This is a genomic window from Nocardia pseudovaccinii NBRC 100343, assembly GCF_001613225.1.
In the GTDB taxonomy this organism is placed as follows: Bacteria; Actinomycetota; Actinomycetes; order Mycobacteriales; family Mycobacteriaceae; genus Nocardia; species Nocardia pseudovaccinii.
The window spans coordinates 21164-43308 of record NZ_BDBY01000021.1 but is presented as its reverse complement, the minus strand read 5'-3'; the positions used below and the strand labels follow the sequence as shown (position 1 = coordinate 43308).

The following is a 22145-nucleotide window of genomic DNA, read 5'->3' as shown; positions in this document are numbered from 1 at the left end:
CCGCCCTGTGGGCCATCGATGCCGCCGAGCGCGCCGGGCTGCCGCGCGGCCTATGGCAGGCGGTGCTCGGCCGTGGTTCGGTGATCGGCGGTGAGATGATCGCGCGCGCCGACTTTGTCGACTACACCGGGTCCAGCGCGACCGGCCGGACCATCGCGCAGCAGGCCGGGGAGCGGCTGATCGGCTATTCGCTCGAACTCGGCGGCAAGAACCCGCTGCTGGTGCTCGCCGATGCGGATATCTCCAGGGCGGCCAAGATCGCGATCCGGGCCTGCTTCGCGTCGGCGGGGCAGCTATGTGAGTCGATGGAGCGAATCTATGTGCACGACAAGGTCTATGACCAATTCGTCGGCGAGTTCATCGAGCATGTGCGGGCTATCGAATTGGGCGGTGCGCTCGATTACGCCAGTGATATGGGGTCTTTGACGTTCCAGCGCCAATTGGACACCGTCAGTGCGCATGTCGACGATGCCGTCGCGAAGGGGGCGAAGGTGCTTGCGGGCGGTAAGGCGCGTCCCGATCTCGGACCCTACTTCTACGAGCCGACCGTACTGACCGGGGTGCGGCCCGGGATGACGGTGTATCGCGAGGAGACCTTCGGGCCGGTGGTGTCGATCTATCGGGTCGGTAGCGACGACGAGGCCGTCGAACAGGCAAATGACACCGCATACGGGCTCAATGCGAGTGTCTGGACCAAGGATGTCGATCGAGGTCGTCAGGTAGCCGCGCGCATCAATGCGGGTTCGGTGAATGTGAACGAGGGCTTCATCGCGGCCTGGGGCAGTGCGGACGCGCCATCGGGCGGGCTCGGCATTTCGGGTACCGGGCGTCGGCACGGTCCAGAGGGCTTGTTGAAGTACATCGACACCCAGACGATCGCGGTGCAGCGGATGCTCCCGATCGCACCGCTGCCCGGCATGTCCGAGGAACTGTGGGCGAAGACCATGACGCTGTATTTCGGCGTCATGAAGGCGCTGCGCCAAAAGTAATTGCGCCAAAAGCTATTTCACGACGAAATCTAGATGAGGACGAATGAAACTGGACACGGTAGCCGATAAGAAGGTCCTGGTCACGGGAGCGGCAATGGGCCTGGGCAAGCTGTTCGCCGAGCGTGCCGTGCGTGAGGGCGCGGCCGCGGTGGTCCTGTGGGATATCAACGAATCCGCGCTGAAGGAGACGGCGGTCGAGTTGTCCGGTCGCGGCGTCGCCATCCATCACTATGTGGTCGACGTGTCCGCACAGGACGCCATCGGCGAGGCCGCGGCGGCGGTGCGCGCCGACGTCGGCGATATCGACATCCTGATCAACAATGCGGGCATCGTGCGCGGCAACAGTTACTTCTGGGAGACCGCCGATCGCGCCGACATCGAGAAGACGATGGCGATCAATTCCCTTGCGCCGATGCACATTACGCTCGAGTTCCTGCCCGCGATGGTGCGCGGTACGGGCACGGCGCGCGTGATGACCATCGCGTCATCGGCTGGTCTGGTTTCCAATCCGCGCATGAGCGTGTACGCGGCCTCGAAATGGGCGGCGCTGGGCTGGTCGGATTCGGTGCGCATCGAGCTGGAACAGGCGGGCCACGACCATGTGCGGATCACCACGGTCTGCCCGACCTACATCAATACCGGAATGTTCGATGGCGCAAAGGGTTTCCTGTTCACGCCGATTCTCGAACAGGACGATGTCGTCGATACCTCATGGCGGGAAATGAAGGCGGGCACGCCGCTGGTGATCCTGCCGTGGACATCCCGGCTCAACAAGGCGATCTCCGGTCTACTGCCGATCAAACTGCGCGATCTGTTCCTGAATTCGGTTGGCGTGTACCACTCGATGGACGAGTTCACCGGTCACAAGAAGTAGCGGCCCCAGAACGTCGTGGTGAGCCGCGCGACGCCGGATCCGGCCCGACCGGACAGCAGCCATGCCGTTTTCATCGGCGTCGGGTGGTGATCTGAATCATGCGTCCGGTTTTGTGCCGATGACGACGGTGGAGTACAGCTCGTCGGATTCGGCGACGCGGCCGGTGAAGCCGTGCGCGGCGAGGACGGTGATCGAGGGCCGGGCCTGGGCTTCGGTGGATTCGACCAGCAGGTGGCCGCCCGGCGCGAGCCAGGTACGGGCAGCGGCGACGACGCGGCGGAAGATATCCAGGCCATCGGGTCCGCCGTCGAGGGCGGTGCGCGGTTCGTAATCGCGTGCCTCCGGCGGCATCTTGGCGATCATCTCGGATGGTACATACGGGGTGTTGGCGAGCAGGATATTGATTCGGCCACACAATTCACGCGGGAGCGGCTCGAAAAGGTCGCCCGCGTAAACGGGCGCGCCGATCGGGGTGAGGTTGCGGCGGGCGCATTCGACCGCCGCGGGTTCGATATCGGTGGCGGCGAGTTCTATCGGGCGGCCTTCGGTGGCAAGTGTGTGTGCCAGCGCAAGACCCAATGCGCCTGAGCCGCAACATATATCGACGACGACAGGGTGCGCGGGCATGGCGCGGGCGAGTTCGGCGGCCTCGTCGACGAGGAAGGCGGTGCGCTGGCGCGGTACGAAGACGCCCGGCGCGACCGCGACGCGGATGCCGTGGAATTCGGTCCAGCCCAGTAGGTATTCCAGCGGTGTTCCGGAAACCCGTTGTGCGACCAAGTCGCTGAGATCGGCACCGGTCTCCGCCGCCGCGGCGATGAGCAACCGCGCCTCGTCCTCGGCGAATACACAGCCGGCCGCGCGCAGCTGCGCGACCACATCTCCGGTTGGTGTCATCGGGATATCGTGCCGTGTGGACGGGGTGCGGTGGGTCCGAGCGTGCACATTGCGCGAATTATGTCATTTCAGCACGCTCGGACCCGTCGCGCTCAGCGTGCGGTGGCGAGCTGGAACGTCCGTGTCGCGTCCAGGTAGATGCCGCGCTGCGCCTGCCTGCTGGGCGGCGGCAACTGCGATACCAGTTGCTCGAGTGAGGTGGTCGCCCCGACCACGCGAGTGCCCGCGACAATGAAATCGGCGACCGCGCGCCGGATGTGGTTCGGCGAGGTCACCACGACCGCGCTGTTCGCGCCGACATCGCGCAGCATCTCGGTGCTGAACAGTGCGTTCTGCACCGTCGATCCGGCTCGGCTCTCGACATTGATCCGGGTTGCGGGCAGCCCCTTGCCGACCAGCCAGGCCCGCATGGCCTCGGCCTCGGTGATCCCGTTCTGCGGGTTTCCGCCGGTGACCACGATCGGTGAAAGTGGCGAGGCGACCGCCTGCAACCACGCCGCGGTCAGCCGGTTGACCAGTTCGGGGCGCAGCGAACCGTCCGGGAGCAGGCCGTAGCCGAGCACCACGATTCCGGTCTGCGGTCCGACGATCGAAGGCAGCGGATTCGGCAGGGTGGCGACCGCGGCGCCGATCGCGCCGAGCACGTTATTGGTGCCCTGAGCCATTGCCGGGTCGATGGCATTGAGGCGGACCAGTGCATCGGCCATGGCGGGCAAATCATTGGCGTAATGCGACCAGATCGCCTGCAGCGAAAGGGCCTCGGCATCGGCCGGGTCGGCGGCGATCAGCTGTCGGAGTTCGGCGCGGCCTGCGGCGTCGTCGCCGTCGGTGAAGGCGCGCTGGGCGGAGTTGTAGAGGGCGTCGTTTTCCGGCGCCGCGACGGCGGGTGCGCCGGATAGTCCGGTGGTGGTCGCGGCCGCGAACGCGGTCGCGACCCATAGTTTCCAATGCCTCGAGATCTTCACTACAGTCGACACCTTTCCACGCGTGAAACGGGGCTTCCGGTAGGTGAGCTGACAGTTAGCCATTGGTAAGCACAACCACGATACGACTGGTAACGGCCATAATCGGGTAATTGCCAGGCGTTGTTTCCGGCATTCGGGTAAACCGGGTGGCGCGCGGGGTGCCCGCCGAAACCGGCCGTGCGGTGCAGCCGATAAGGTGTGACAACGTGGATACCGTTTCGCTGTCCGGCAAGGAACTCGCCGCCGCCATCAACGCCGACACCAAGCAGCGCGCCGCCGCGCTCACCGCGAGCGGAACCGCGCCGCGCCTGGCCCTGATCGTGGCCAATGACGATCCCGCCAGTGCGTGGTACGTGAATTCGCTGCGTAAGGCCGCCGAACGTCTCGGAATCGCCTGCGACACCATCGAACTCGGTGCCGACGCGAGCATCGAGCGGATCCGCGGCGAACTCACCGCCCGCGGCGCGGACACCGCGGTCGACGCGATCATGCTGCAGACCCCGCTGCCCGCCGGTGTCACCCTCGACGATGTCAGCTCCGCCATCGCGGCCGACAAGGACGTCGACGGCGTCAGCCCGCTCTCGCTCGGCCTGCTCGCCTCCGGCCTGGACGGCTTCGTGCCCGCCACCTCCGAGGCCGTCGTCGAACTACTGAAGCATCACGAAATCCCGCTTGCCGGACGGCATGTCGCCGTCGTCGGCCGCTCCAATATCGTCGGTAAGCCCCTCGCTCAACTCCTGCTCGCCGAAAACGCCACCGTCACCATCTGCCATTCCCGCACTACGGACCTCCCCGCCGTCACCTCCGCCGCCGATATCGTGGTCGCCGCCGCCGGCCGCATCGGCCTGGTCACCGGGAAACACATTCGCGAGGGCGCCACCGTCATCGACGTGGGCACAAACGAAGCCCCCGACGGCAAAATCGTCGGCGACGTAGCCGCGGAAACCGTTCGCGGCAAAGCCGCCGCCCTCAGCCCCGTCCCCGGCGGCATCGGCCCGGTAACCACCGCCCTCCTCATGCGCCACGTAGTAACCGCGGCCGAAAACACCCACCCCGCCTGAGTTATCGGTCAAATCCGCCACAGGCGCACGGTTCCGTCGTATGACGGACGGCGCCGTCGCGCGACCCGCTCCATAGTTCCCCGTTCGGATGCGCGAGCAGGGTGGTCACCGAACTGTCGTGACCGCGCAGCGTGCGCCGCTGGGCGTAGCCATCGCCAGTCGGCTCCCAGATCCGGATGGTGCGGTCGCGAGGAGCGGTAGCAAGCGTGCCGTCAGCGCATGCCGCGACGCTCCATACATACCCATCGTGTCCGCGCAGGATCCCGTCCGATGAGGCGGCGTATTGCTCCCGCTCTTAGAGCACGTCGGTACGCATCACCCACTTCATGCCGTGGGTGACCGGTTCGCCGTCGTGCCAGAGCGCATGATCGAAGACCACGATGGTTCCGGTCTCGAGCCGAATCACGCCGAGTGATGCGGCACCCGGTTCGCCGGTGGCATAGAAGCGGGTGCGCCCACCATCGAACCCCGCGCAACCGGAAGCAGGTCCGTGCTCCGGCGGCAATTCCGGTCCGCACCTTCGCAATCGGACCGGCGGGCAAGTCCAACATGCCCCAATTCAGCCTCGGGGCGGCGGGGAAGTCAACGAGATGTTCGTCCCCGTGGAAGTCCCGGCCGACGCCTCCGAATCGAGTGCCGCAAGCAACTCGCGAAGCGTTGTGCGCTGCTCGGCGCTCAGGGCGGCGAAGACCTCCTCGGCGGCCGCACGGCGGGCAGCGGCCATCTGGGAGAGCGCGGCTCGGCCGGAGTCGGTCAGCGTCACCAGGGTCGAGCGGCGGTTGGTCGGGTCGGGCGCGCGCGAGACCAGGCCCGCGGTTTCGAGCGCATCGACGACGGTGGTGGCGGATCGCGGCACGATGCCGAGGTGGTCGGCGATTGCCGCCATCCGCAGGGGCTCGTCGTGGTGGCCGAAAATACGGAGAGCACGGGCCTGACCTGGGGTAATGCCCAGGGGGGCGAGTCGCGCGACCTGGTTGCGGCGGATGCGTTTCGCGGTGCGCAGGAACAGCTCGGGGAGGTCGGGATCGAGCATGATATCCATTTGTTGAGCATAACTCATTGTTTTGGGAACAATTATGAGTCATGCTCAGTTTCACGACATAGTCCTCGGAAGGAGGCGCCTATGCAGCCCCCACATCAACTTCGCCGGATCGTCCGGCTGTTTCGCCCTTATCGCGCGCGCCTGGCGCTGGTCGCCGCGCTCGTCGGTTTGTCGTCACTGGTCGCGCTGGCATCACCGTTCATGCTGCGCGGCATCCTCGACGACGCTCTGCCACACGGCCGCACCGGTCTGCTGACCGCACTCGCGGCAGGCATGGTCGCGGTCGCCGCACTCACGAGCATCTTCGGCGTGCTCCAGACCTACATTTCCACTGCGGTCGGTCAAGAGGTCATGCACGATCTGCGCTCCGCGGTGTATGCGCAGTTGCAGCGAATGCCGTTGTCGTTCTTCACGACCACCCGCACCGGCGAAGTGCAGTCGCGGATCGCCAACGATATCGGCGGCATGCAATCGACGGTCACCTCGACCGCGACCTCATTGGTCTCGAACTTCACCACCGTGACCGCCTCGGTGATCGCCATGATCGCTCTCGACTGGCGGCTCACCTCGGTCTCACTGATCATGCTGCCGTTCTTCGTCTGGATCAGCAGGCGGGTCGGCGACGAACGCAGGAAGATCACCGCGCAGCGGCAGCAGAAATTGGCGGGCATGTCGGCGATCGTGGAGGAATCGCTCTCGGTGAGCGGCATTCTGCTCGGACGCACGATGGGCCGCTCGCCCGCGCTGGTCGACGATTTCGCGCAGGAGTCACGCGGGCTGGTGGACCTGGAGATCCGGTCCGGCATGGCCGGACGGTGGCGGCAGTCGACGATTCAGATCGTCATGGCGGCAATGCCAGCGATCGTCTACTGGGCGGCGGGATCGACCGTGGCGGCTGGGCATCCGCTGGTGTCGATCGGCACCCTTGTCGCCTTCACGACCCTGCAGTCCAGCCTGTTGCGGCCGATGGTGCAGCTGCTGTACACCGGTGTCGAGGTGCAGAGTTCCATGTCGCTGTTCGGTCGGATCTTCGAATACCTGGACCTGAAGCCGGATATCGAGGAACCGATAACGCCTGTGCCGGTACCGGATTCGGGCGTCAAGGGCGCGGTCCGCTTCGAGCACGTGTACTTCACGTACGGATCCGGTACGCGGGATGTATTGCAGGACATCGACATCTCCGTGCCCGCCGGGTCCAGTCTGGCTATTGTCGGCGAAACCGGTTCGGGCAAGACCACACTCGGCTACCTGGTGGCGCGACTCTACGATGTGACATCCGGACGGGTCGAGATCGATGGAATCGATGTGCGGGACTTGTCCTTTGCCGATCTCGCCGCAGCCGTCGGTGTGGTATCGCAGGAGACCTATCTGTTCCATGCCTCGGTCGCGGACAATCTGCGCTTCGCCAAACCCGATGCGACCGATGAGGAGTTGTACGCCGCGGCGCGGGCCGCGCAGATCCACGACCATATCGCGAGCCTGCCGGACGGTTACGACACGCTGGTCGGCGAGCGCGGCTATCGGTTCTCCGGCGGTGAGAAGCAGCGTTTGGCGGTGGCGCGGGTGATCCTGCGCAATCCGCCGATCCTGGTACTCGACGAGGCCACCAGTGCCCTGGACAACCGGACCGAGCAGGAGGTGCAGGCCGCGATCGACGCGCTGTCCGAAGGCCGAACCACCATCACCATCGCGCACCGGCTCTCCACCGTCCGCGACGCCGACCAGATCGTCGTGCTCGACCGCGGCCGGATCATCGAACGCGGTACCCACCGCGAGCTCATGGACTCCGACGGCCGCTACGCCGCCCTGGCCTCCGGCGGCGACCTCCTCCAAGCCGCCTGACGCGTTCAGACGGGTTCCGGGTCGGTTGCCGCGCGCGTGTCGAATTCGTCACGGGCGGCGAGGATTTCGCTGTGGTGCCGCACCGACCAGACCCCCATCGCGTGGCTGAGCTCGCCGAGGCTGGTACCCAGATCGGTCAGCGAGTACTCGACGCGCGGTGGGACGGTCGGGTAGACCGCGCGGCGGACCAGCCCGTCGCGCTCGAGGTTGCGCAGGGTGCGGGTGAGCATCTTCTGGGTGATGCCGTCGAGTCGACGGCGCAGATCGTTGAAGCGCACCGGCCCGCCCGCCATGCGCAGCACGCCGAGGACCAGCAGCACCCATTTGTCGGCGAGCACCGTTAGCACTTCGCGTGCCGGGCAGTTGGCCAGATAGCTCTTGACCAGGTTGTCGGAGCCGGACCAGTCGACGATGGTATCCATCGGGTACCTCGGGATCATTGAAGTGCCTTCTTTCCCTTGGATACTAAGGGACCGCAGAATCGGTGGCATGCTCGCAATCACGCAACAAACATTCGGTGGTCCCGAGGTCCTGGAAGTCGTCGAGGTCGATCGGCCGAGCGCCGGACCGGGCGAGGTGGTGGTGCAAGTCGCCGCCACCGGTATGAATGCGGCGGACTGGAAGCTGCGGTCCGGGCTGGTGCGCAAACTCGGGGATCCGCCGTTCACCCTGGGCTTCGATGTGTCCGGGCTCGTCGCCGAGGTCGGCGCCGGGGTCGAGCAATTCCGGGTCGGCGACGAGGTCTACGGCATGGTGCTCAGCCGGTCCGGCGGCTATGCGGAATACGTTGTGGCGCAGGCGGATAACCTCGCACTGAAACCGGCGATTCTCGATCACATCCACGCGGCCGCCGTGCCGACCGCGGTGCTGACCGCCTGGCAGGGACTCACCGAAGTCGTTGCCGGACAACGGGTGCTGGTACATGCGGCGGCCGGTGGTGTCGGACATTTCGCGGTGCAGATCGCCAAGGACCGCGGCGCGTATGTGATCGGCACGGCTCGTGCCACCAACCACGAATTCCTGCGGGAGATCGGCGCGGATGAGGTGATCGATTACACGACAACCGATTTCGAGGAGGCGGTGGGTGATGTCGATGTTGTTTTCGATCTCGTCGGCGGTGATTACGGATCGCGGTCGCTGGCGGTGCTCGCCGCGGACGGTCGCCTGATCGACGCGCAGGGCAATGATGCCGAGGACGATCCGCGGTACGAGCGGCTCTATGTCGAACCGTCCGGCCGGGATCTGGGCGAGCTGGCCGCCCTGTTCGAGGCGGGCCGGTTGCACGTGGAGATCGATCAGGTGCTGCCGATGGCCGAGGCGGTCAAGGCCCATCAGCTGAGCGAATCCGGGCGCGTCCGCGGGAAAATCGTACTGGTGCCGTGGAATTCGCCGGTGTGAGGGTCAGGCCGCGCCGATTCGGGTGATCAGGGTCTGATTGCCCACGCGCGCCGTAGTGACGACCTGGGGTTTGTAGGTGATCGAGGTCGAATCGGGTCGATGCTCGGTAACCTGCACCAGGTACTGCCCGACGGAAGCTCCCGGCGTAATGCTGATGCAGTGGGTGGTGCCAGCCGGAATGCCGTCGATGCCCTGTTGAATCGTCCCGGCGGGGGAGACGGATGCGTTGGGCGCCACGAACTCTCGGGTCGCAACACCGGATCGGGTGACGTAATACGCGTACTGGAACGCGAATATGACACCCGGTCCGGAATCCAGCCCGCCAGCGCCATTGCCGGTAATGGTGTCCCCGACCCGCTCGGCCGGGCACTGCGCCGCGGACGTGGATCCGGAGACCGCGACCTGGCTGGGCGTGGACGAAGCCACCGTCGCCGGTTGCGGCTCCGGCCGAATCTGCACGAACGCCACCACGAGCAGTCCGGCCGCCGCGACCGACCCGACCAGCACCGGCATCCACCGGCGCTTCGACCGATTCCGGCCGGACCGATCGATCATTGCCGCCAAGGCCTCCTCATGCCGGAAATAGTCCGGTGCAGTCGGTTTCGGCTCCGCGGGAAGTTCCTCGACCCATTCGGACCAGTCGCTCCCATACTCGAGCTCATACTGCGCGGATTCGCGATCCGCTGCCTGAATCGGGTTGTGCCGCACCAGATCCTGCTCGTATGAGTCCGGTGCGTAGTGGTTCGGAACTTGCCGAGTGCGTTCTGTGTCGAAAGCCCCTGGGTGAATCGGGTTCTGGCGCAGGGGGTCTCGCTGAACCGGCCCGCGCTGGTCCGGCGCATACCAATTCGGATCTTGCGAGGCAGACGGACGCGGCACGGCAGGCGCAGGAGGGCTCGGGTTCCGGTTGACGGGCACCTGACGGATCGGTTCCGGCGACGTCAGCGATCCCTGCTCGCGGTCCTGCACAGTCGGCGCCTGGTGCATCGAGACGTGCGGAACCGGGGGCTGACGCGGGGGAACTTCCTGGATCGGGATCCGCGGTATCGGCCCGGTTTGCCTCGGGCCCTGGGGATTCGGAGCCTGGGGATTCGGAGCCTGGGGATTCGGAGCCTGGCCGCCTGGAACTTGTTGACCGCGAATGCGCCGGAACGGGTCCGTATTCGTCGGCGTACGGTCGACCGGAACTCGGGGCAGCGGTCCGGATTGTGTTGCGGCGCGGTCGATCGGCACGCGGCGCAGTGGACCGGTGTCGACGGGTGCGCCGTCGATCGGGATCCGCGGAATCGGCCCGGTCGGCGCGTTGTCCTCGGTGAAGCCGATCCGGTGGAACGGGTTCGGCGGTGTCGGAGGCTGGTATGCCCTCGGCGCACCGAGCGGCTGTTGTGACGCAGCGCCCGGCTGCGGGCCGGAATTCGCCCGCGAGGTCATATCCGGTCGATCCATCGCCCCACCTTCATCAGGTCATACGATCACGTGTGTCCCGCAGTTGTATCAACCTCGGCAGGATACTGCCAGGTTTGCTGCCCGTGACGAAATTGAGGGGAGGTGTCGCGAAGGAAAACGGATTGTTTACGGCTCACCAATGCACGGTGACCGGATCGCCGACGCCGACGGTCTCGTAGTACCAGGCGGCATCATCGGGAGCCAGGTTGATGCAGCCGTGGCTGACATTGGCATAGCCCTGCGAATCCACCGACCACGGCGCGGAATGCACGAAAACGCCACCCCATGTGAGGCGTTCGGCGTACTCGCCATTGATGACGTAGCCCTCGGGCGAGCTCAGCGGGATCCCGATGGTGCGCGAGTCGAAGACGACCGAACGGAACTTTTCCAGAATCGGGAAGGTACCTGTCGGTGTCTCGTAGCCAGGCTTGCCCATGGATGCGGGCACCGACCGCGCGACCGCCCCGCCGATGCTCACGGTGAAGGTATGCGCCGACATATCGGCGTCGGCCACCACACCCGCATTGGTGCGGAACTCCGTGCGCGTGTTACCGACCTGCACCGAGATCGGCGCCCGGGCGGGCAGGAAACTCGTTGGCGTCCAAGTCAATTCACGATCACTCGCCCAGGAGAAGGCGCCAGGCAGCGGCTCGGTGGCTCGGATATCGACCAGTCGTTCGGCTCGGTCGCGGTTGGCGACCGGATCGGCGAATCGAATCGTCACCGGTGCCGCGATACCGACTTCCTGGCCTGCCGACGGGGTGATCGTCGCGACCACGTCGACGTCGGGTTTCAGAATTGTTGTGGCGATTGCCGCTCCGGACCCGAATGCCGCCAAGGCGACGACCGTGGTCGCGAGGAACAGGTATCTGAGTGCGTTCCGCATGGTCCACCCCTTCACGCTGGTGTGGGACGCAGAAATCCATTCTAGGACTTCATGATCAACTCGACGTACCGGTTCTGTAACGGCCGTCCGAGTCCACAGTTTCATATATACGGCCGACATACCCGGCATAACACCGAACAAACGATCCGACCGTTCGGTCGAATTCAGCCGCGCACGGCGTGCAATACCTCGGCGTGCAGTGCGTCCGCGCGGGCGGTGATCTCGTCGATGCGGATCAGCACGGTCGCGAACTTATCGCCCTGTTCGGCGCTGAGCGAGCGGACATTGATCTCGATATTGAGCTGCGAACTGGTGGCCGCGGCCCGTGCGGCATCGGCGGCGGCGGCGATATCGGTGACCACATTGGGATTGCCGATCGGCAGCAGTTCGGTGGCGAGTGAGAGCACCTCGTCGGCCTCGTCGACGACCGCGGCGGGCACCCGGGCTGCCTCGAGCAAGGCGGCGGTAATGGCATCACTCCGCGCGGCGGCCTGGGTGGAGGAATCCTTCGGCAACTTGTAGGCGTTGCCGACGGCGGTGAACGCCGCCGCATCGGCATCGGCCAAGGCCAGTGCGCGTTCGCGAGCCGCATCGGCCGCCTCGATGATCCGATCGATGACCGGCCGGTGTTCGGCATCCTTGGCCCGGGTGGTGTAGCGCGCGACCATCGCGACCAGTGCGGCGCCCTGTGCGGCGTGCAGCGCTGCGACGGCGCCGCCGCCTGGTGCGGGTACCTTCGCGGCCAGGTCGGTCAGGTACTGCGCGAGGGTGGCCTCAGCGAAGGCGGGCTGCGACACGGCGGGTGGCCTTTCGTTTTCCTGCGACGACAGTGGAGAACTACGGCGAATACGCTACCGCTCGCGCCGGGGTGGCCGGTGCGCGGCCGGTGCGTAGCTGCGGTTAGGTTGAGTGCTATGCGGATCGGATTGAGCATCAACTACTCGGGCGGCTTCAAAGAGGCGGCCGCCGAGGTGGCCGACCTCGAAAAGGCTGGACTCGACATCGTGTTCGTGCCGGAGGCCTACTCCTTCGACGCGGTGAGCGCGCTCGGATATCTGGCGGCCAAGACCACGCGGCTGCAGCTGGCCTCGGGCATCCTGCAGATCTACACCCGCACGCCCAGCCTGACCGCCATGACCGCCGCCGGTCTGGACTTCGTCTCCGACGGTCGCTATGTACTCGGCCTCGGCGCATCGGGCCCGCAGGTGATCGAGGGCTTCCACGGCGTCCCCTATGACGCACCCATCGGACGCACCAGGGAACTGGTGGAGATCTGCCGCAAGGTGTGGCGTCGCGAGCGGCTGGAGTACCAGGGCAAGTACTATCAGATCCCGCTGCCCGCCGACCGGGGCACCGGCCTGGGCAAGCCGCTCAAGCTGATCAATCATCCGGTGCGCGAACGCATTCCGGTGCTGCTGGCCGCGCTCGGCCCGAAGAATGTGGAGCTGGCCGCGGAGATCGCCGAGGGCTGGCAGCCGATCTTCTTCGTGCCGGAGAAGGCCAAGGAGATCTGGGGCGAATCGCTGGATGCCGGTCTGGCCAAGCGTGATCCGATCCTCGGCGAGCTGGACGTCTACGCCGGGCCCGCGCTGGCCATCGGCGAGAATGTCACGCCGCTACTGGAATTCGTGAAACCGCATCTGGCGCTCTACATCGGCGGTATGGGCGCGAAGGGCAAGAACTTCTATCACACGCTGGCCACCAAGTACGGCTACGGCGCCGAGGCGGACCGGATCCAGGAGCTGTATCTGGCGGGCAAGAAGGAAGAGGCCGTCAAGGTTGTCCCGGACGATCTGGTTCGGGATATCTCACTGGTCGGCCCGGCCGGATTCGTGAAGGAGCGGATCGCCGCATTCCGTGCCGCGGGTGTCACGGTGCTCAATGTGGTGCCGATGGCGGCGACCCCGGCCGAGCGGGTCAAGCTGATCGAGCAACTGCGCGAACTCTGTGTCTAATTTGCAGCGCCTTCGGCGCTGCGTGTTCGCGGCCCCATTGTGTCTCGCGGCCGAGCGGTCGAGACTCGCGACTTCGTCGCATGCGCTTCGACCATTCGGCCGCGAGACGGGCCGCGAATGTCGCTCGTAAGACTCGCTCCGTGGCGGTCAGGTGATCGGAAGGTTCCGGTTGGAATCAGACCGCGCTACCGGAGCGCGGCCAGCGCCTCGGCCAGGGTGGTGTGCAGTGCGAACACCTGATCCAGACTCGTCATCTTGAGCTGCCGACTGGTGGCCGGACCGTCCGCGACCACCACGATGGTCGTCGTGTCGCCTGCCCGCTGATGCGCCGCGACCAGGGTCGCCATACCCGCCGAGGCGAGGAAGCTGACACCGGTCAGGTCGATGATCAGGACCGCCGGTTTGCCGGTGAGGATGGCCTCGATGGTGTTCTCCAGCGCTGGCGCGGTCGCCAGATCGACCTCGCCGGAAACCGTGAGCACGGTCGCGCCATCGTGTGCCTCGACTGTGGTGGTCATCGTGTCCGCCAGGGGATACGCGTCTCCGGAGTTGTTTGTCACATCATCACAATCTGCCATGAACCCGCCTTTCGCGCTGCATTCCTCAGCCAGAAACCTGGCGGTTCGTGCCGCGCAGTGGGTTCGCTACGGGGGATTTGATCGCGGGCAACGTTACCGACATGCGGACGCGGGTGCCCAGCCCGCTGTGGTCTATCTCCAATTCTTCCGTCAAAGCCCGCATCATGTCGATGCCGCGTCCGCGCGGCCCCGGATCGGCGGAGCGTGGTTTCCACGTTCCGGTGTCGGCGACCAGAATGACGACCTTTTGGGTATCACATTCGGCGGTCAATTCGACGAGTCCAGGATCGGTGGTGGCCGCCGCGGCGCTGGTGGCACGGCCGAGCAGTTCGGCCGTGGAGCTGATCGCGCGGGTGACCGGCCCGCCGCCGTTGCGGTAGGCGTGTTCGATGCTGTTGCTACAGGCCTCGTTGGCCGCGGCGATGAGGTCGGAGGCGAGATCGTGCGGTACCGCGGCGGCGGCGAGCCAAGCCTTGAGCCGCTTGCGCATGGCCGAGAGCTGATCCGGATTCGCCGGAATCTCGAGCCGCAACGGTGCTGGTGGTTGCCGGTACACGACCATGGCGACGTCGTCGTCGTAGCCCGCTGCCGGACGCAGCCGGGAGAGCACGGCATCGGCGACCTCACGCGGCAGCTTGCCCGCGGTATCGGCGAGCACCCCCGAGATCTTCGCGAAACTGTCATCGATATCGACACCGCGCTGTTCGACCAGGCCATCGGTGAACAGCACCAGCGTCGAACCCGGTGTGAGCGCCGTGGTGGCCTCGGGACGCCGTGGCGTATCGAAAGTAGCCAGCGGTACCGCGCGGCCGCCCTCGAGCAGTCGCCCCGGCTGACCGACATCGGCCAGAATCGGTGGCATATGTCCGGCGCTGCTGTAGCGGACCAGTCCGCGCACCGGATCGAGGACGGCGGCGCAGACTGTCGTGCACATCGCGCCGGGAATCCGGCCCGCGACGGTATCGAGTTCCGCGAGCAGTTGCGCCGGGCCCGCGCCGCGCAGCAGCAGAGCCCGTGCGGCCGTGCGCAATTGGCCCATCACGACGGCCGCGGACAGACCACGTCCGACACAGTCGCCGACCACGACGCCGATGGTGCCGTCGCGCAGCGGAACCACGTCGTACCAGTCGCCGCCGATCTCCAGCGGTGGCAGCGCGGGCTCGTAATGCACCGAGAACCGCGGCGGCAGTTCGATCGGACCGAGCATGGCGCGCTGCAGCGTCAGCGAGGTCGAACGCGCCTGATCGAAGTTGCGCGCCCGCTGCACCGCCAGACTCAGATGTCCGATGAGCAGCGAGAACAATGTCCAGTCGGCGGCGCTGATGGCGCGCGGAGCGGCGAAGCGCAGCCACAATGCCGCATCGCCGGTCTCACCGAGCGGGGCGACGATGCCCTCGGAACTCTCGGTGCCCTCCGGAATCGCGAACAGGCTGCGCGCCGGTCGCCGCCGGGCCCGATCCAGCAGCGCCCGCGCGCGGGCGTCGAGCACCGAGTCCTCCGGTACACCCTCGGCCCCCGAGACATACGTCTCCGGCCCGGTATTGCGGTTGGGCCACACCATCACCACCGCGTTTTCCGCGCCGACGGTGCGTCGCAGTTCGTCCAGTCCGACGGCGAGCACCTCGACCACACTGGTGGCCGCGCCGACCGCGGTGGCCAGTCGTGACGCGGCCTGATCGCGGGCCTGTGCATCGTGTTCTGCGGTGACATCGCGGATGGTGCCGACGAAGATCTGCTCGTACTTCTCCGGTTCGACCATCGCACTGGTACTCACCGCGAGCCAGACCGTGCGCCCGTCGCGATGCTTGACCGGAATCACGAAACGTTGTGCCTCGCTACCGAGATCGGGATAGCGCGGACCTTCCGGCGTCGACCACGGATGCGGCAGCGGGAACGGCAATTCCGACGCGCCGTAACCGGTCAGCGCACCGAAGGCGGAGTTGACCTCGATGATGGTGCCGCGCGCGTCGGCCACGAAGAATCCGTCTTGCAGTGACTCCACCAGGGCGGTGCGGAAGGCGTCGCGCCCGGCGAGATCGTCGATGCGCGAACGCTGTTGTTCCGCGCGGCGGGTGCCGTCGATATACCCGCGGGTGGCGATGTCCAGGGCGGCGAGAGTCTGCAGCAGGAATTCCAGTGCGATCTCGGCGTGTTTGGCGTCCGCGGTGTTCGATTCCGCGGCTTGTACTACGCGGTAATGGTTTTCGGTGAGATCGAGCAGGCTGATGCCCTCGACGAGAGCGCGCCGGCCGAGTTCGTAACCCTCACCGAGACTAGCCTGCGTCGGTGAGTTCAAATGCCGCCGTAGCGCATCGGCGTAGGCGTCGAGAAATGCGGCCAGCGCCGCGCTCATGTCTCCGCCTCGCTGGCGCTCGGCTCCGCCATGACCGCGGTGGCGGCTGCGCCTTTTGTTCGCTCGCTCATTGCATTCCGCCGTTCACGCTGGTGCCTCCAGTACGCCGCCCCGGTGGCGAGCCGCGAGCACCAATGCGTCGTCGGTGTCCTTGGCATGCCTGGCCAGGATTTCGGCGGTGATCTCGGCGGTGGATTTGGACGCATCGATGCCGCTGTCGGCGGATTCGGTGACGATGCCGTCGGTCGACATCAACAGCAGATCGCCCGGACGCACCGGAATGGTCTGCACCTGTAGGTTCTGGGGCAGCCGATAGCCGACGATGCCACCGGTCATGAGGACCGTCGCGCGCATGGCGAGTCCGACCGGACCCGCTGTCAGAATCCGGGAATCGACATTGCCGACACCGAGCCATTGCACCGTGTCGGATGCGCCGAACAGCGCCAAAGACACTGCCGCGCCCCGGGTGTCGGCCATGGCTCGATGACACAGCACCATCAGGACGTCCAGCGGTTCGGCGCGGTTCTCGGAGAGTACCTGCGCTGCGCGGTCGGCGGCGTCCGCGGCCGCCGCGCCATGGCCGAGTCCGTCGAGGACGGCGAAGAGCACCGCACCGCCGCCTGCGTCGAGGACCACGCCGCGATCACCGGAGACCCGCTGACCGGGCAGGGCACGGCCGGCCACCGCCCATTCGATCCGGCCGATGATCCCGTCCTCATGCACCGTTGGGTACCCACTTCCACATCTCCACCAACGTGCCGCGCCCGGGTGCCGAATCAACGGTGAGCCGATCCATCAGCCGACGCGCGCCGGGCAGGCCGAGTCCGAGACCGCGGCCGGTGGAGTACCCGTCGTCGAGCGCGCGGGCGATATCGATGATGCCGGGGCCCTGGTCCTCGGCCTGGACGACCAGCGCCTGGCGCCCCTCCCGGTCGTCGACGAGCAGACGTATTTCACCACTGCCCGCGTAACTGGTTATGTTGCGGGCGATCTCGGAGATCGCCGTCGAGATCATGGTCATATCTGTCAGAGAAAATCCGAGCTTGGCCGCCAGCTCACGCCCGGCTTGACGTGCGATCACGATGTCACCCGACACCCTGACCGCGATCACCAAGTTCTCAGCGGCCACTGTCACGACCATCTCGCTGGCGGCGGGCCGGAGTCATGCGGTTCAACCACGCCAAGCCCTCTTCCAGGTCGAGGGCGGTGTGCATGTCCTCGAAGGTGAGGCCCAGCTGCACCATGGCGAACGCGACTTCGGGTTGCAATCCCACGATGACCGTTTCGGCACCGCGGAGCTGCGTCATGTGCGCGATCGTACGCAGCGATCTGGCCGCGAACGAATCCATGACATCGATCGCGGTGACGTCCACGATGATCCCGTGCGCCCGGTATCTACTGACCTGTTTCATCAGGTCGTCCTGGAGACGCTCGGTATCCGCGTCGGTCAGGGCTGACTGGACCGACGCGATCAGATAGGTACCTTGTTTGAGGATCGGAACCGGCATAGGGGGGCCCGATCAGCGCCCATCGCGCTCGGTGAGCATTCGATCCGTGACGCGGGTCACCTCATAGCCGAGTAAGCGTTCGGCCTCTTCGATACCTCCCTGGAGGTCGCCGACCGCGTTCATCTTGGACAGATCGAGGCCGATGGTCACCAGGGTGAGGGCGATCTCGGAGGACAGGCCGGTGATGATCACATTGGCGCCCATCAGGCCGGATGCGTCGACGGTCTGCACCAGGTGGTTGGCCACCGTCGAGTCGATCGCGGGCACACCGGTGATGTCGATGACGACCACCTTGGCGCGGTTGGCGCGGATGGCGCGCAGTAGCTGTTCGGTGAGCTGACGGGCGCGCTGCGAGTCGAGCACACCGATGATCGGCAGGATGAGCAGCTGCTCACGCACCTGGAGCACCGGGGTGGACAGCTCGCGAATCGCTTCCTGCTGCTGGCGGATGACGCGTTCGCGCTCCTGCACGAACGAGATGGCCACGGTGCTCGCGATGCGGTTCGCGGCGGGCTCGTACGCGTCCAGCACCGCGTTGAGCATTTCGAAATCGGCCTGATATTTCTCGAACAGCGAGCGGGCCAGCACGTCGCGCAGCAACAGCACGATGCCGAGGACCTCGTCGGTTTCGACGCCTCTCGGAATGATGCGCTCGGACAGATCGCGCGCGTAGGCCTGCAGCGCCTCGACGCTACCGGTGACGAGCACCTCGACGTAGTTGTCGTACATGGAGGTCGCCTCGGAGAAGATTTCCTCCGGGGTCATCGCGGTCAGCAGCTGGGCCTCGGTGATGCGCCTTGCCCACTCTTCACGCAGCCCGGTTCGGTTCTGCCGCAGGTGTTCGACCAGCTGCGGAAGCAGGTTGTCGACCGGTCCTACGGGCAGGGAATCCGCCGAAAGGCTCATGGACACCTCGGACATGGAAATTCCAGCCCCTTTCGACGGGATTGTCGGGATAGTCGTGCATTCGGCTGCGCGCCGATACCGAGCCTAGTCATACCCCATCCCGGTCGCCGGTGAAACCTGCCGTTAGCTCGATGGTAGATCCGGATCCTCGTCCGGCGGCGCGAATCCGCGCGCCAGCGCCGCGAGCGCCTGGTCGAGATAGACGGTGAGGTCGGCATCGGCGCGGGTCAGCCAGGCATCGAAGGCGGCGCGTGCGGCGGCCAGGGTGGTACGGCCGACCGCCATCGCGACCAGGTTGTCCTGCGGTACGCCGAGTCGGTGTGCGGCGAACGCGCTGACGGCTCGTTCCCATGCGTCGTAATGCGCGCCCGCGGTGGCCGACAGCGCCGGATCGCCGCCGAGGAGCTGCATGCGAACGCGTAATTCCGGCACGTCTTCGGCGCGATATCGGTTGGCGTTCACCACAACTCGGCGTACGGCCGTCATCATCGGCACCTCGTCGGGCACGGTGGCGAAGGCCGCGCGCAGCGCCTCGACCTCGGCGTCGAACTGATACCAGAGCACCTCGGCCTTGGTGGGGAAGTAACGGAAGAAGGTGCGCCCACTGATACCTGCCGCCGCGGCGATCTGTTCGACGGTGGTTTCGTCGAAGCCCTGTTCGGTGAACAGTCGCATGGCGATCAGTTCGAGTTCGCGCTTGGTTGTGCCGCGTGGGCGGCCCCGCACCTTGGCATCTGTCACGGTTGTCGATTATGGGCGTCGATCGCCGGATCTTGATTATGTCAGTGACTGACGATAATCTCACGGCATGGTGGAAAGTGTCGCGGAACACACCGTGGCCGCGCGACTGACCTGGCCGGAGGCCGGGTCGCGCGCGGCTGCGGGCGCGATCCTCGCCGTGCCGGTGGGGGCGACCGAACAGCACGGACCGCATCTGCCGCTGTCCACCGACACCGATATCGCGGTGGCATTGTGCGCGCGGCTGGCCGAGTCGCGGTCGGATGTGCTCGTCGCACCGGCGATCCCGTATGGAGCCAGCGGTGAGCACGCGGGTTTCGCGGGCACGCTGTCGATCGGACAGGCCGCGCTGGAGTTGCTGATCGTCGAGTTGTGCCGTTCGGCCACCGATACGTTCGACCGCATCGTGCTCGTCAACGGGCACGGCGGCAATCTCGAACCGCTGTGCAAGGCGGAGGCGTTGCTGCGTACCGAATCCCGGGACGTGCGGGTGTTCATGCCGCGCTATCCGGGTGATCCGCACGCGGGCCGCGCGGAGACCTCGATGCAGTTGGCGTTGCGCCCGGAGGCGGTTCGGACCGAACTCGCCGTCGCCGGTGATACGAGGCCGCTCGCCGAGCTCTTGCCGCTACTGCGCGCCGGGGGAGTGCGCGCGGTGAGCGCCAACGGTGTGCTCGGCGACCCGACGGGCGCCAATGCCGACGAAGGTGCTGCCCTGCTCACCCAACTGACCACTGACCTGCATGAACAGATCCGGCTGTGGTGGCCGGTGGCGTCCCCGAAAGGATCCCTCACGTGAACCCCTGGTTCGAAACCGTTGCCGAGGCGCAGCGGCGGGCAAAGAAACGACTGCCGAAGTCGGTCTACGGCGCACTGATCGCCGGATCCGAGCGCGGCCAGACCATCGACGAAAATCAGCAGGCCTTCACCGAACTCGGCTTCGCACCGCACTGCGCGGGCCCGATCGGCGATCGCGACCAGTCGACAACCGTACTGGGACAGCAGCTCTCGATGCCGGTGCTGATCTCGCCGACCGGCGTGCAGGCGGTGCATCCGGACGGTGAAGTGGCCGTGGCGCGTGCGGCGGCGGCACGCGGGATCGCGATGGGGCTCAGTTCCTTCGCGAGCAAGCCCATCGAGGAGGTCATCGCGGCGAATCCCGCGACATTCTTCCAGCTGTACTGGTGCGGTTCGAAAGATGAGATCCTGCAGCGGATGTCGCGCGCCAAGGCGGCGGGCGCCGTCGGTCTGATCCTGACCCTGGACTGGTCCTTCTCACACGGGCGCGACTGGGGCAGCCCGGTGATCCCCGAGAAGCTGGATTTCAAGACCATGCTGACATTCGCGCCGCAGACCCTGGCGCGGCCGCGCTGGCTCGCGACTTATGTTCGCTCCGGCCGTATTCCGGATCTCACCGCACCGAACATGGCCGTCGGCGGCGGTCCGGCGCCCGGCTTCTTCGGCGCCTACGGCGAGTGGATGGGCACTCCCGCGCCGGATTGGGCGGACGTGGCGTGGATCTGCGAACAGTGGGACGGGCCGGTCATGCTCAAGGGCGTGATGCGCGTCGACGATGCGCTGCGTGCGATCGACGCCGGTGTCGCGGCCATCTCGGTGTCCAATCATGGTGGGAACAATCTGGACGGCACGCCCGCCGCGATTCGGGCATTGCCCGTGGTGGCCGAGGCGGTCGGATCGCAGATCGAGGTGGTGCTCGACGGTGGCATCCGGCGCGGTAGCGATGTGGTGAAGGCGGTGGCGCTGGGCGCTCGCGCGGTCATGATCGGGCGGGCATACCTGTGGGGCCTCGCCGCGAACGGGCAGGCCGGTGTCGAGAATGTGCTCGACATTCTGCGTGGCGGTATCGATTCGGCGCTGCTGGGACTGCGCAAGACCAGCATCGGCGATCTCGATCGGGGCGATCTGGTGGTACCGAACGGGTTCGAGCGGGCATTGGGAGTGCCGGACCCGGCCGCGCAGTCGGCTTGACCCGGCGGATTATTCGGTAGCCGCGGCTCTTCGATGATGGGCGAGCAGCGTGTCGTAGATATCGGCGAGGGCGGCCAATTGCTGGCGGTCGAGTACGTCGACCATGTGTTTGCGCACGCTCTGCACATGTGCGGGCGCGGCCGTGGCCAGCACGTCGGCGCCGCGCGGGGTGAGCCGCGCGGCGGTGCGGCGGGCGTCGTCCGGAATCGGTTCCCTGGCGACCAGCGCGCGCTTTTCCATGCGGGTGATCTGATGCGACAGCCTGCTCTGCGACCATTCGAGTTTCGCGGCGAGATCGGCGAAGGTGAGTCGATGATCCGGTGCGTCGGCCAGGTAGGCCAGTACCGAGTATTCGACGTAGGTGAGGTTCGACTCGCGGGATGAGTCGCGCCCGACCGCGGCGGCGATGAGGTCCCTGGTGCGCACATATCCCACCCATGCGCGCATTTCGATGTCATCGAGCCAGTGGGGATCGGTCACGAGAGCGCTCCAAACTCTGACATGTCATTGAATTGTTCCGTCGCATGATGTCGCGCGACAACTGCCAGATCTGAGAGGTAGCACTGCTGGGGTTGAACGTGCAACCTTTTGGCGGGATGCACCGAGTGAGGGTTGCCTAAGCACGGTCGGCCTCCTAATACTGGATACGCTCCTTGTGCTCGTGACCAGCCTGCCGAAGCCCTTGTCGAGGCCCCGGCGGTGCGTCAGCCCTGAGACC

General features: G+C 66.2%; 25 protein-coding genes. 8 read left to right on the top strand and 17 right to left on the bottom strand.

Annotated elements, in window-relative coordinates; translation table 11 throughout:
- The coding region (locus tag NP3_RS02340) for a succinic semialdehyde dehydrogenase (protein WP_157124001.1) at positions 1–989 on the top strand (989 nt) is incomplete at its 5' end.
- Positions 990–1032: 43 nt separating this feature from the next.
- Positions 1033–1863: an SDR family oxidoreductase gene (locus tag NP3_RS02335; RefSeq protein ID WP_063037280.1), complete on the top strand. Its 831-nt coding sequence runs from the start codon at positions 1033–1035 to the stop codon at positions 1861–1863.
- Positions 1864–1959: 96 nt separating this feature from the next.
- Here the strand turns inward: NP3_RS02335 and NP3_RS02330 are convergent, their stop codons facing one another.
- Both NP3_RS02330 and NP3_RS02325 read right to left on the bottom strand, forming a co-directional pair.
- Positions 1960–2760 carry a putative protein N(5)-glutamine methyltransferase gene (locus tag NP3_RS02330; RefSeq protein WP_063037292.1) on the bottom strand — a complete coding sequence of 267 codons (801 nt, stop codon included), beginning with the start codon at positions 2758–2760 and terminating at the stop codon, positions 1960–1962.
- Positions 2761–2852: 92 nt separating this feature from the next.
- Complete coding sequence (locus NP3_RS02325) at positions 2853–3725, bottom strand: YdcF family protein (RefSeq protein ID WP_063037278.1); 873 nt, start codon at positions 3723–3725, stop codon at positions 2853–2855.
- Between the two features lie 206 nt (positions 3726–3931).
- On the opposite strand from NP3_RS02325, the gene NP3_RS02320 reads away from it, so the two are divergent.
- Positions 3932–4786, top strand: coding sequence for a bifunctional 5,10-methylenetetrahydrofolate dehydrogenase/5,10-methenyltetrahydrofolate cyclohydrolase (locus tag NP3_RS02320; protein WP_063037290.1), 855 nt, complete (start codon positions 3932–3934; stop codon positions 4784–4786).
- A gap of 1 nt (position 4787) precedes the next feature.
- Here NP3_RS02320 and NP3_RS51360 read toward each other — a convergent pair whose 3' ends face one another.
- The 3 genes from NP3_RS51360 to NP3_RS02310 are packed head-to-tail and all read right to left on the bottom strand — an operon-like array spanning position 4788 to position 5828.
- Positions 4788–5045, bottom strand: a complete 258-nt coding sequence (locus NP3_RS51360; protein WP_373864725.1) for a WD40 repeat domain-containing protein — start codon at positions 5043–5045, stop codon at positions 4788–4790.
- Positions 5046–5081: 36 nt separating this feature from the next.
- Positions 5082–5291 (bottom strand): 2OG-Fe(II) oxygenase family protein, encoded by a 210-nt coding sequence (locus NP3_RS02315; RefSeq protein ID WP_063037276.1) that lies wholly within the window; start codon positions 5289–5291, stop codon positions 5082–5084.
- Between the two features lie 54 nt (positions 5292–5345).
- The gene (locus NP3_RS02310) at positions 5346–5828 is read right to left on the bottom strand and encodes a MarR family winged helix-turn-helix transcriptional regulator (protein WP_063037274.1); all 483 of its coding nucleotides are present in this window, start codon (positions 5826–5828) and stop codon (positions 5346–5348) included.
- Positions 5829–5909: 81 nt separating this feature from the next.
- Here NP3_RS02310 and NP3_RS02305 point away from each other — a divergent pair, with 81 nt between their 5' ends.
- Complete coding sequence (locus NP3_RS02305) at positions 5910–7670, top strand: ABC transporter ATP-binding protein (RefSeq protein WP_063037272.1); 1761 nt, start codon at positions 5910–5912, stop codon at positions 7668–7670.
- A 5-nt stretch (positions 7671–7675) separates the two neighbouring features.
- Here the strand turns inward: NP3_RS02305 and NP3_RS02300 are convergent, their stop codons facing one another.
- On the bottom strand, positions 7676–8092 hold the full coding sequence (locus tag NP3_RS02300) for a winged helix-turn-helix transcriptional regulator (protein ID WP_063037270.1): 417 nt from the start codon (positions 8090–8092) through the stop codon (positions 7676–7678).
- Between the two features lie 67 nt (positions 8093–8159).
- On the opposite strand from NP3_RS02300, the gene NP3_RS02295 reads away from it, so the two are divergent.
- Positions 8160–9068, top strand: a complete 909-nt coding sequence (locus tag NP3_RS02295; protein ID WP_063037268.1) for an NADP-dependent oxidoreductase — start codon at positions 8160–8162, stop codon at positions 9066–9068.
- A gap of 3 nt (positions 9069–9071) precedes the next feature.
- On the opposite strand, the gene NP3_RS02290 is transcribed toward NP3_RS02295, so the two are convergent.
- The 3 genes from NP3_RS02290 to NP3_RS02280 form a co-directional block, all read right to left on the bottom strand.
- Positions 9072–10514, bottom strand: coding sequence for a DUF8176 domain-containing protein (locus tag NP3_RS02290; RefSeq protein ID WP_063037266.1), 1443 nt, complete (start codon positions 10512–10514; stop codon positions 9072–9074).
- 133 nt (positions 10515–10647) lie between these two features.
- Positions 10648–11400, bottom strand: a complete 753-nt coding sequence (locus NP3_RS02285) for a L,D-transpeptidase (RefSeq protein WP_063037264.1) — start codon at positions 11398–11400, stop codon at positions 10648–10650.
- A 164-nt stretch (positions 11401–11564) separates the two neighbouring features.
- Positions 11565–12197 (bottom strand): cyclodeaminase/cyclohydrolase family protein, encoded by a 633-nt coding sequence (locus NP3_RS02280; protein WP_063037262.1) that lies wholly within the window; start codon positions 12195–12197, stop codon positions 11565–11567.
- A gap of 117 nt (positions 12198–12314) precedes the next feature.
- Between NP3_RS02280 and NP3_RS02275 the strand changes: the two genes are divergently transcribed.
- Positions 12315–13355 (top strand): LLM class F420-dependent oxidoreductase, encoded by a 1041-nt coding sequence (locus NP3_RS02275; RefSeq protein WP_063037260.1) that lies wholly within the window; start codon positions 12315–12317, stop codon positions 13353–13355.
- A 185-nt stretch (positions 13356–13540) separates the two neighbouring features.
- Here NP3_RS02275 and NP3_RS02270 read toward each other — a convergent pair whose 3' ends face one another.
- The 7 genes from NP3_RS02270 to mftR all read right to left on the bottom strand — a co-directional run bounded on the left by NP3_RS02270 (position 13541) and on the right by mftR (position 19441).
- A complete protein-coding gene (locus NP3_RS02270; protein ID WP_063037258.1) occupies positions 13541–13873 on the bottom strand; it encodes an STAS domain-containing protein in 333 nt (110 codons plus the stop codon).
- A gap of 85 nt (positions 13874–13958) precedes the next feature.
- Positions 13959–16286 (bottom strand): SpoIIE family protein phosphatase, encoded by a 2328-nt coding sequence (locus tag NP3_RS02265; protein ID WP_063037256.1) that lies wholly within the window; start codon positions 16284–16286, stop codon positions 13959–13961.
- 84 nt (positions 16287–16370) lie between these two features.
- A complete protein-coding gene (locus NP3_RS02260) occupies positions 16371–17009 on the bottom strand; it encodes a SpoIIE family protein phosphatase (RefSeq protein WP_063037254.1) in 639 nt (212 codons plus the stop codon).
- Complete coding sequence (locus NP3_RS02255; protein WP_063037252.1) at positions 17002–17427, bottom strand: ATP-binding protein; 426 nt, start codon at positions 17425–17427, stop codon at positions 17002–17004. Before NP3_RS02255 ends, NP3_RS02260 begins: the two co-directional genes overlap by 8 nt.
- Positions 17405–17794, bottom strand: coding sequence for an STAS domain-containing protein (locus tag NP3_RS02250; protein WP_040691749.1), 390 nt, complete (start codon positions 17792–17794; stop codon positions 17405–17407). Before NP3_RS02250 ends, NP3_RS02255 begins: the two co-directional genes overlap by 23 nt.
- Positions 17795–17806: 12 nt before the next feature.
- Positions 17807–18715 (bottom strand): STAS domain-containing protein, encoded by a 909-nt coding sequence (locus tag NP3_RS02245; protein WP_040691747.1) that lies wholly within the window; start codon positions 18713–18715, stop codon positions 17807–17809.
- A 108-nt stretch (positions 18716–18823) separates the two neighbouring features.
- Positions 18824–19441, bottom strand: a complete 618-nt coding sequence (mftR, locus tag NP3_RS02240; RefSeq protein WP_063037250.1) for a mycofactocin system transcriptional regulator MftR — start codon at positions 19439–19441, stop codon at positions 18824–18826.
- A gap of 67 nt (positions 19442–19508) precedes the next feature.
- Between mftR and mftE the strand changes: the two genes are divergently transcribed.
- Both mftE and mftD read left to right on the top strand, forming a co-directional pair.
- Positions 19509–20237, top strand: a complete 729-nt coding sequence (gene mftE, locus NP3_RS02235) for a mycofactocin biosynthesis peptidyl-dipeptidase MftE (protein ID WP_063037248.1) — start codon at positions 19509–19511, stop codon at positions 20235–20237.
- Positions 20234–21427 (top strand): pre-mycofactocin synthase MftD, encoded by a 1194-nt coding sequence (gene mftD / locus NP3_RS02230; RefSeq protein WP_063037246.1) that lies wholly within the window; start codon positions 20234–20236, stop codon positions 21425–21427. Before mftE ends, mftD begins: the two co-directional genes overlap by 4 nt.
- A gap of 9 nt (positions 21428–21436) precedes the next feature.
- On the opposite strand, the gene NP3_RS02225 is transcribed toward mftD, so the two are convergent.
- Positions 21437–21907, bottom strand: a complete 471-nt coding sequence (locus tag NP3_RS02225) for a MarR family winged helix-turn-helix transcriptional regulator (RefSeq protein ID WP_063037244.1) — start codon at positions 21905–21907, stop codon at positions 21437–21439.
- Positions 21908–22145: the final 238 nt, after the last annotated feature.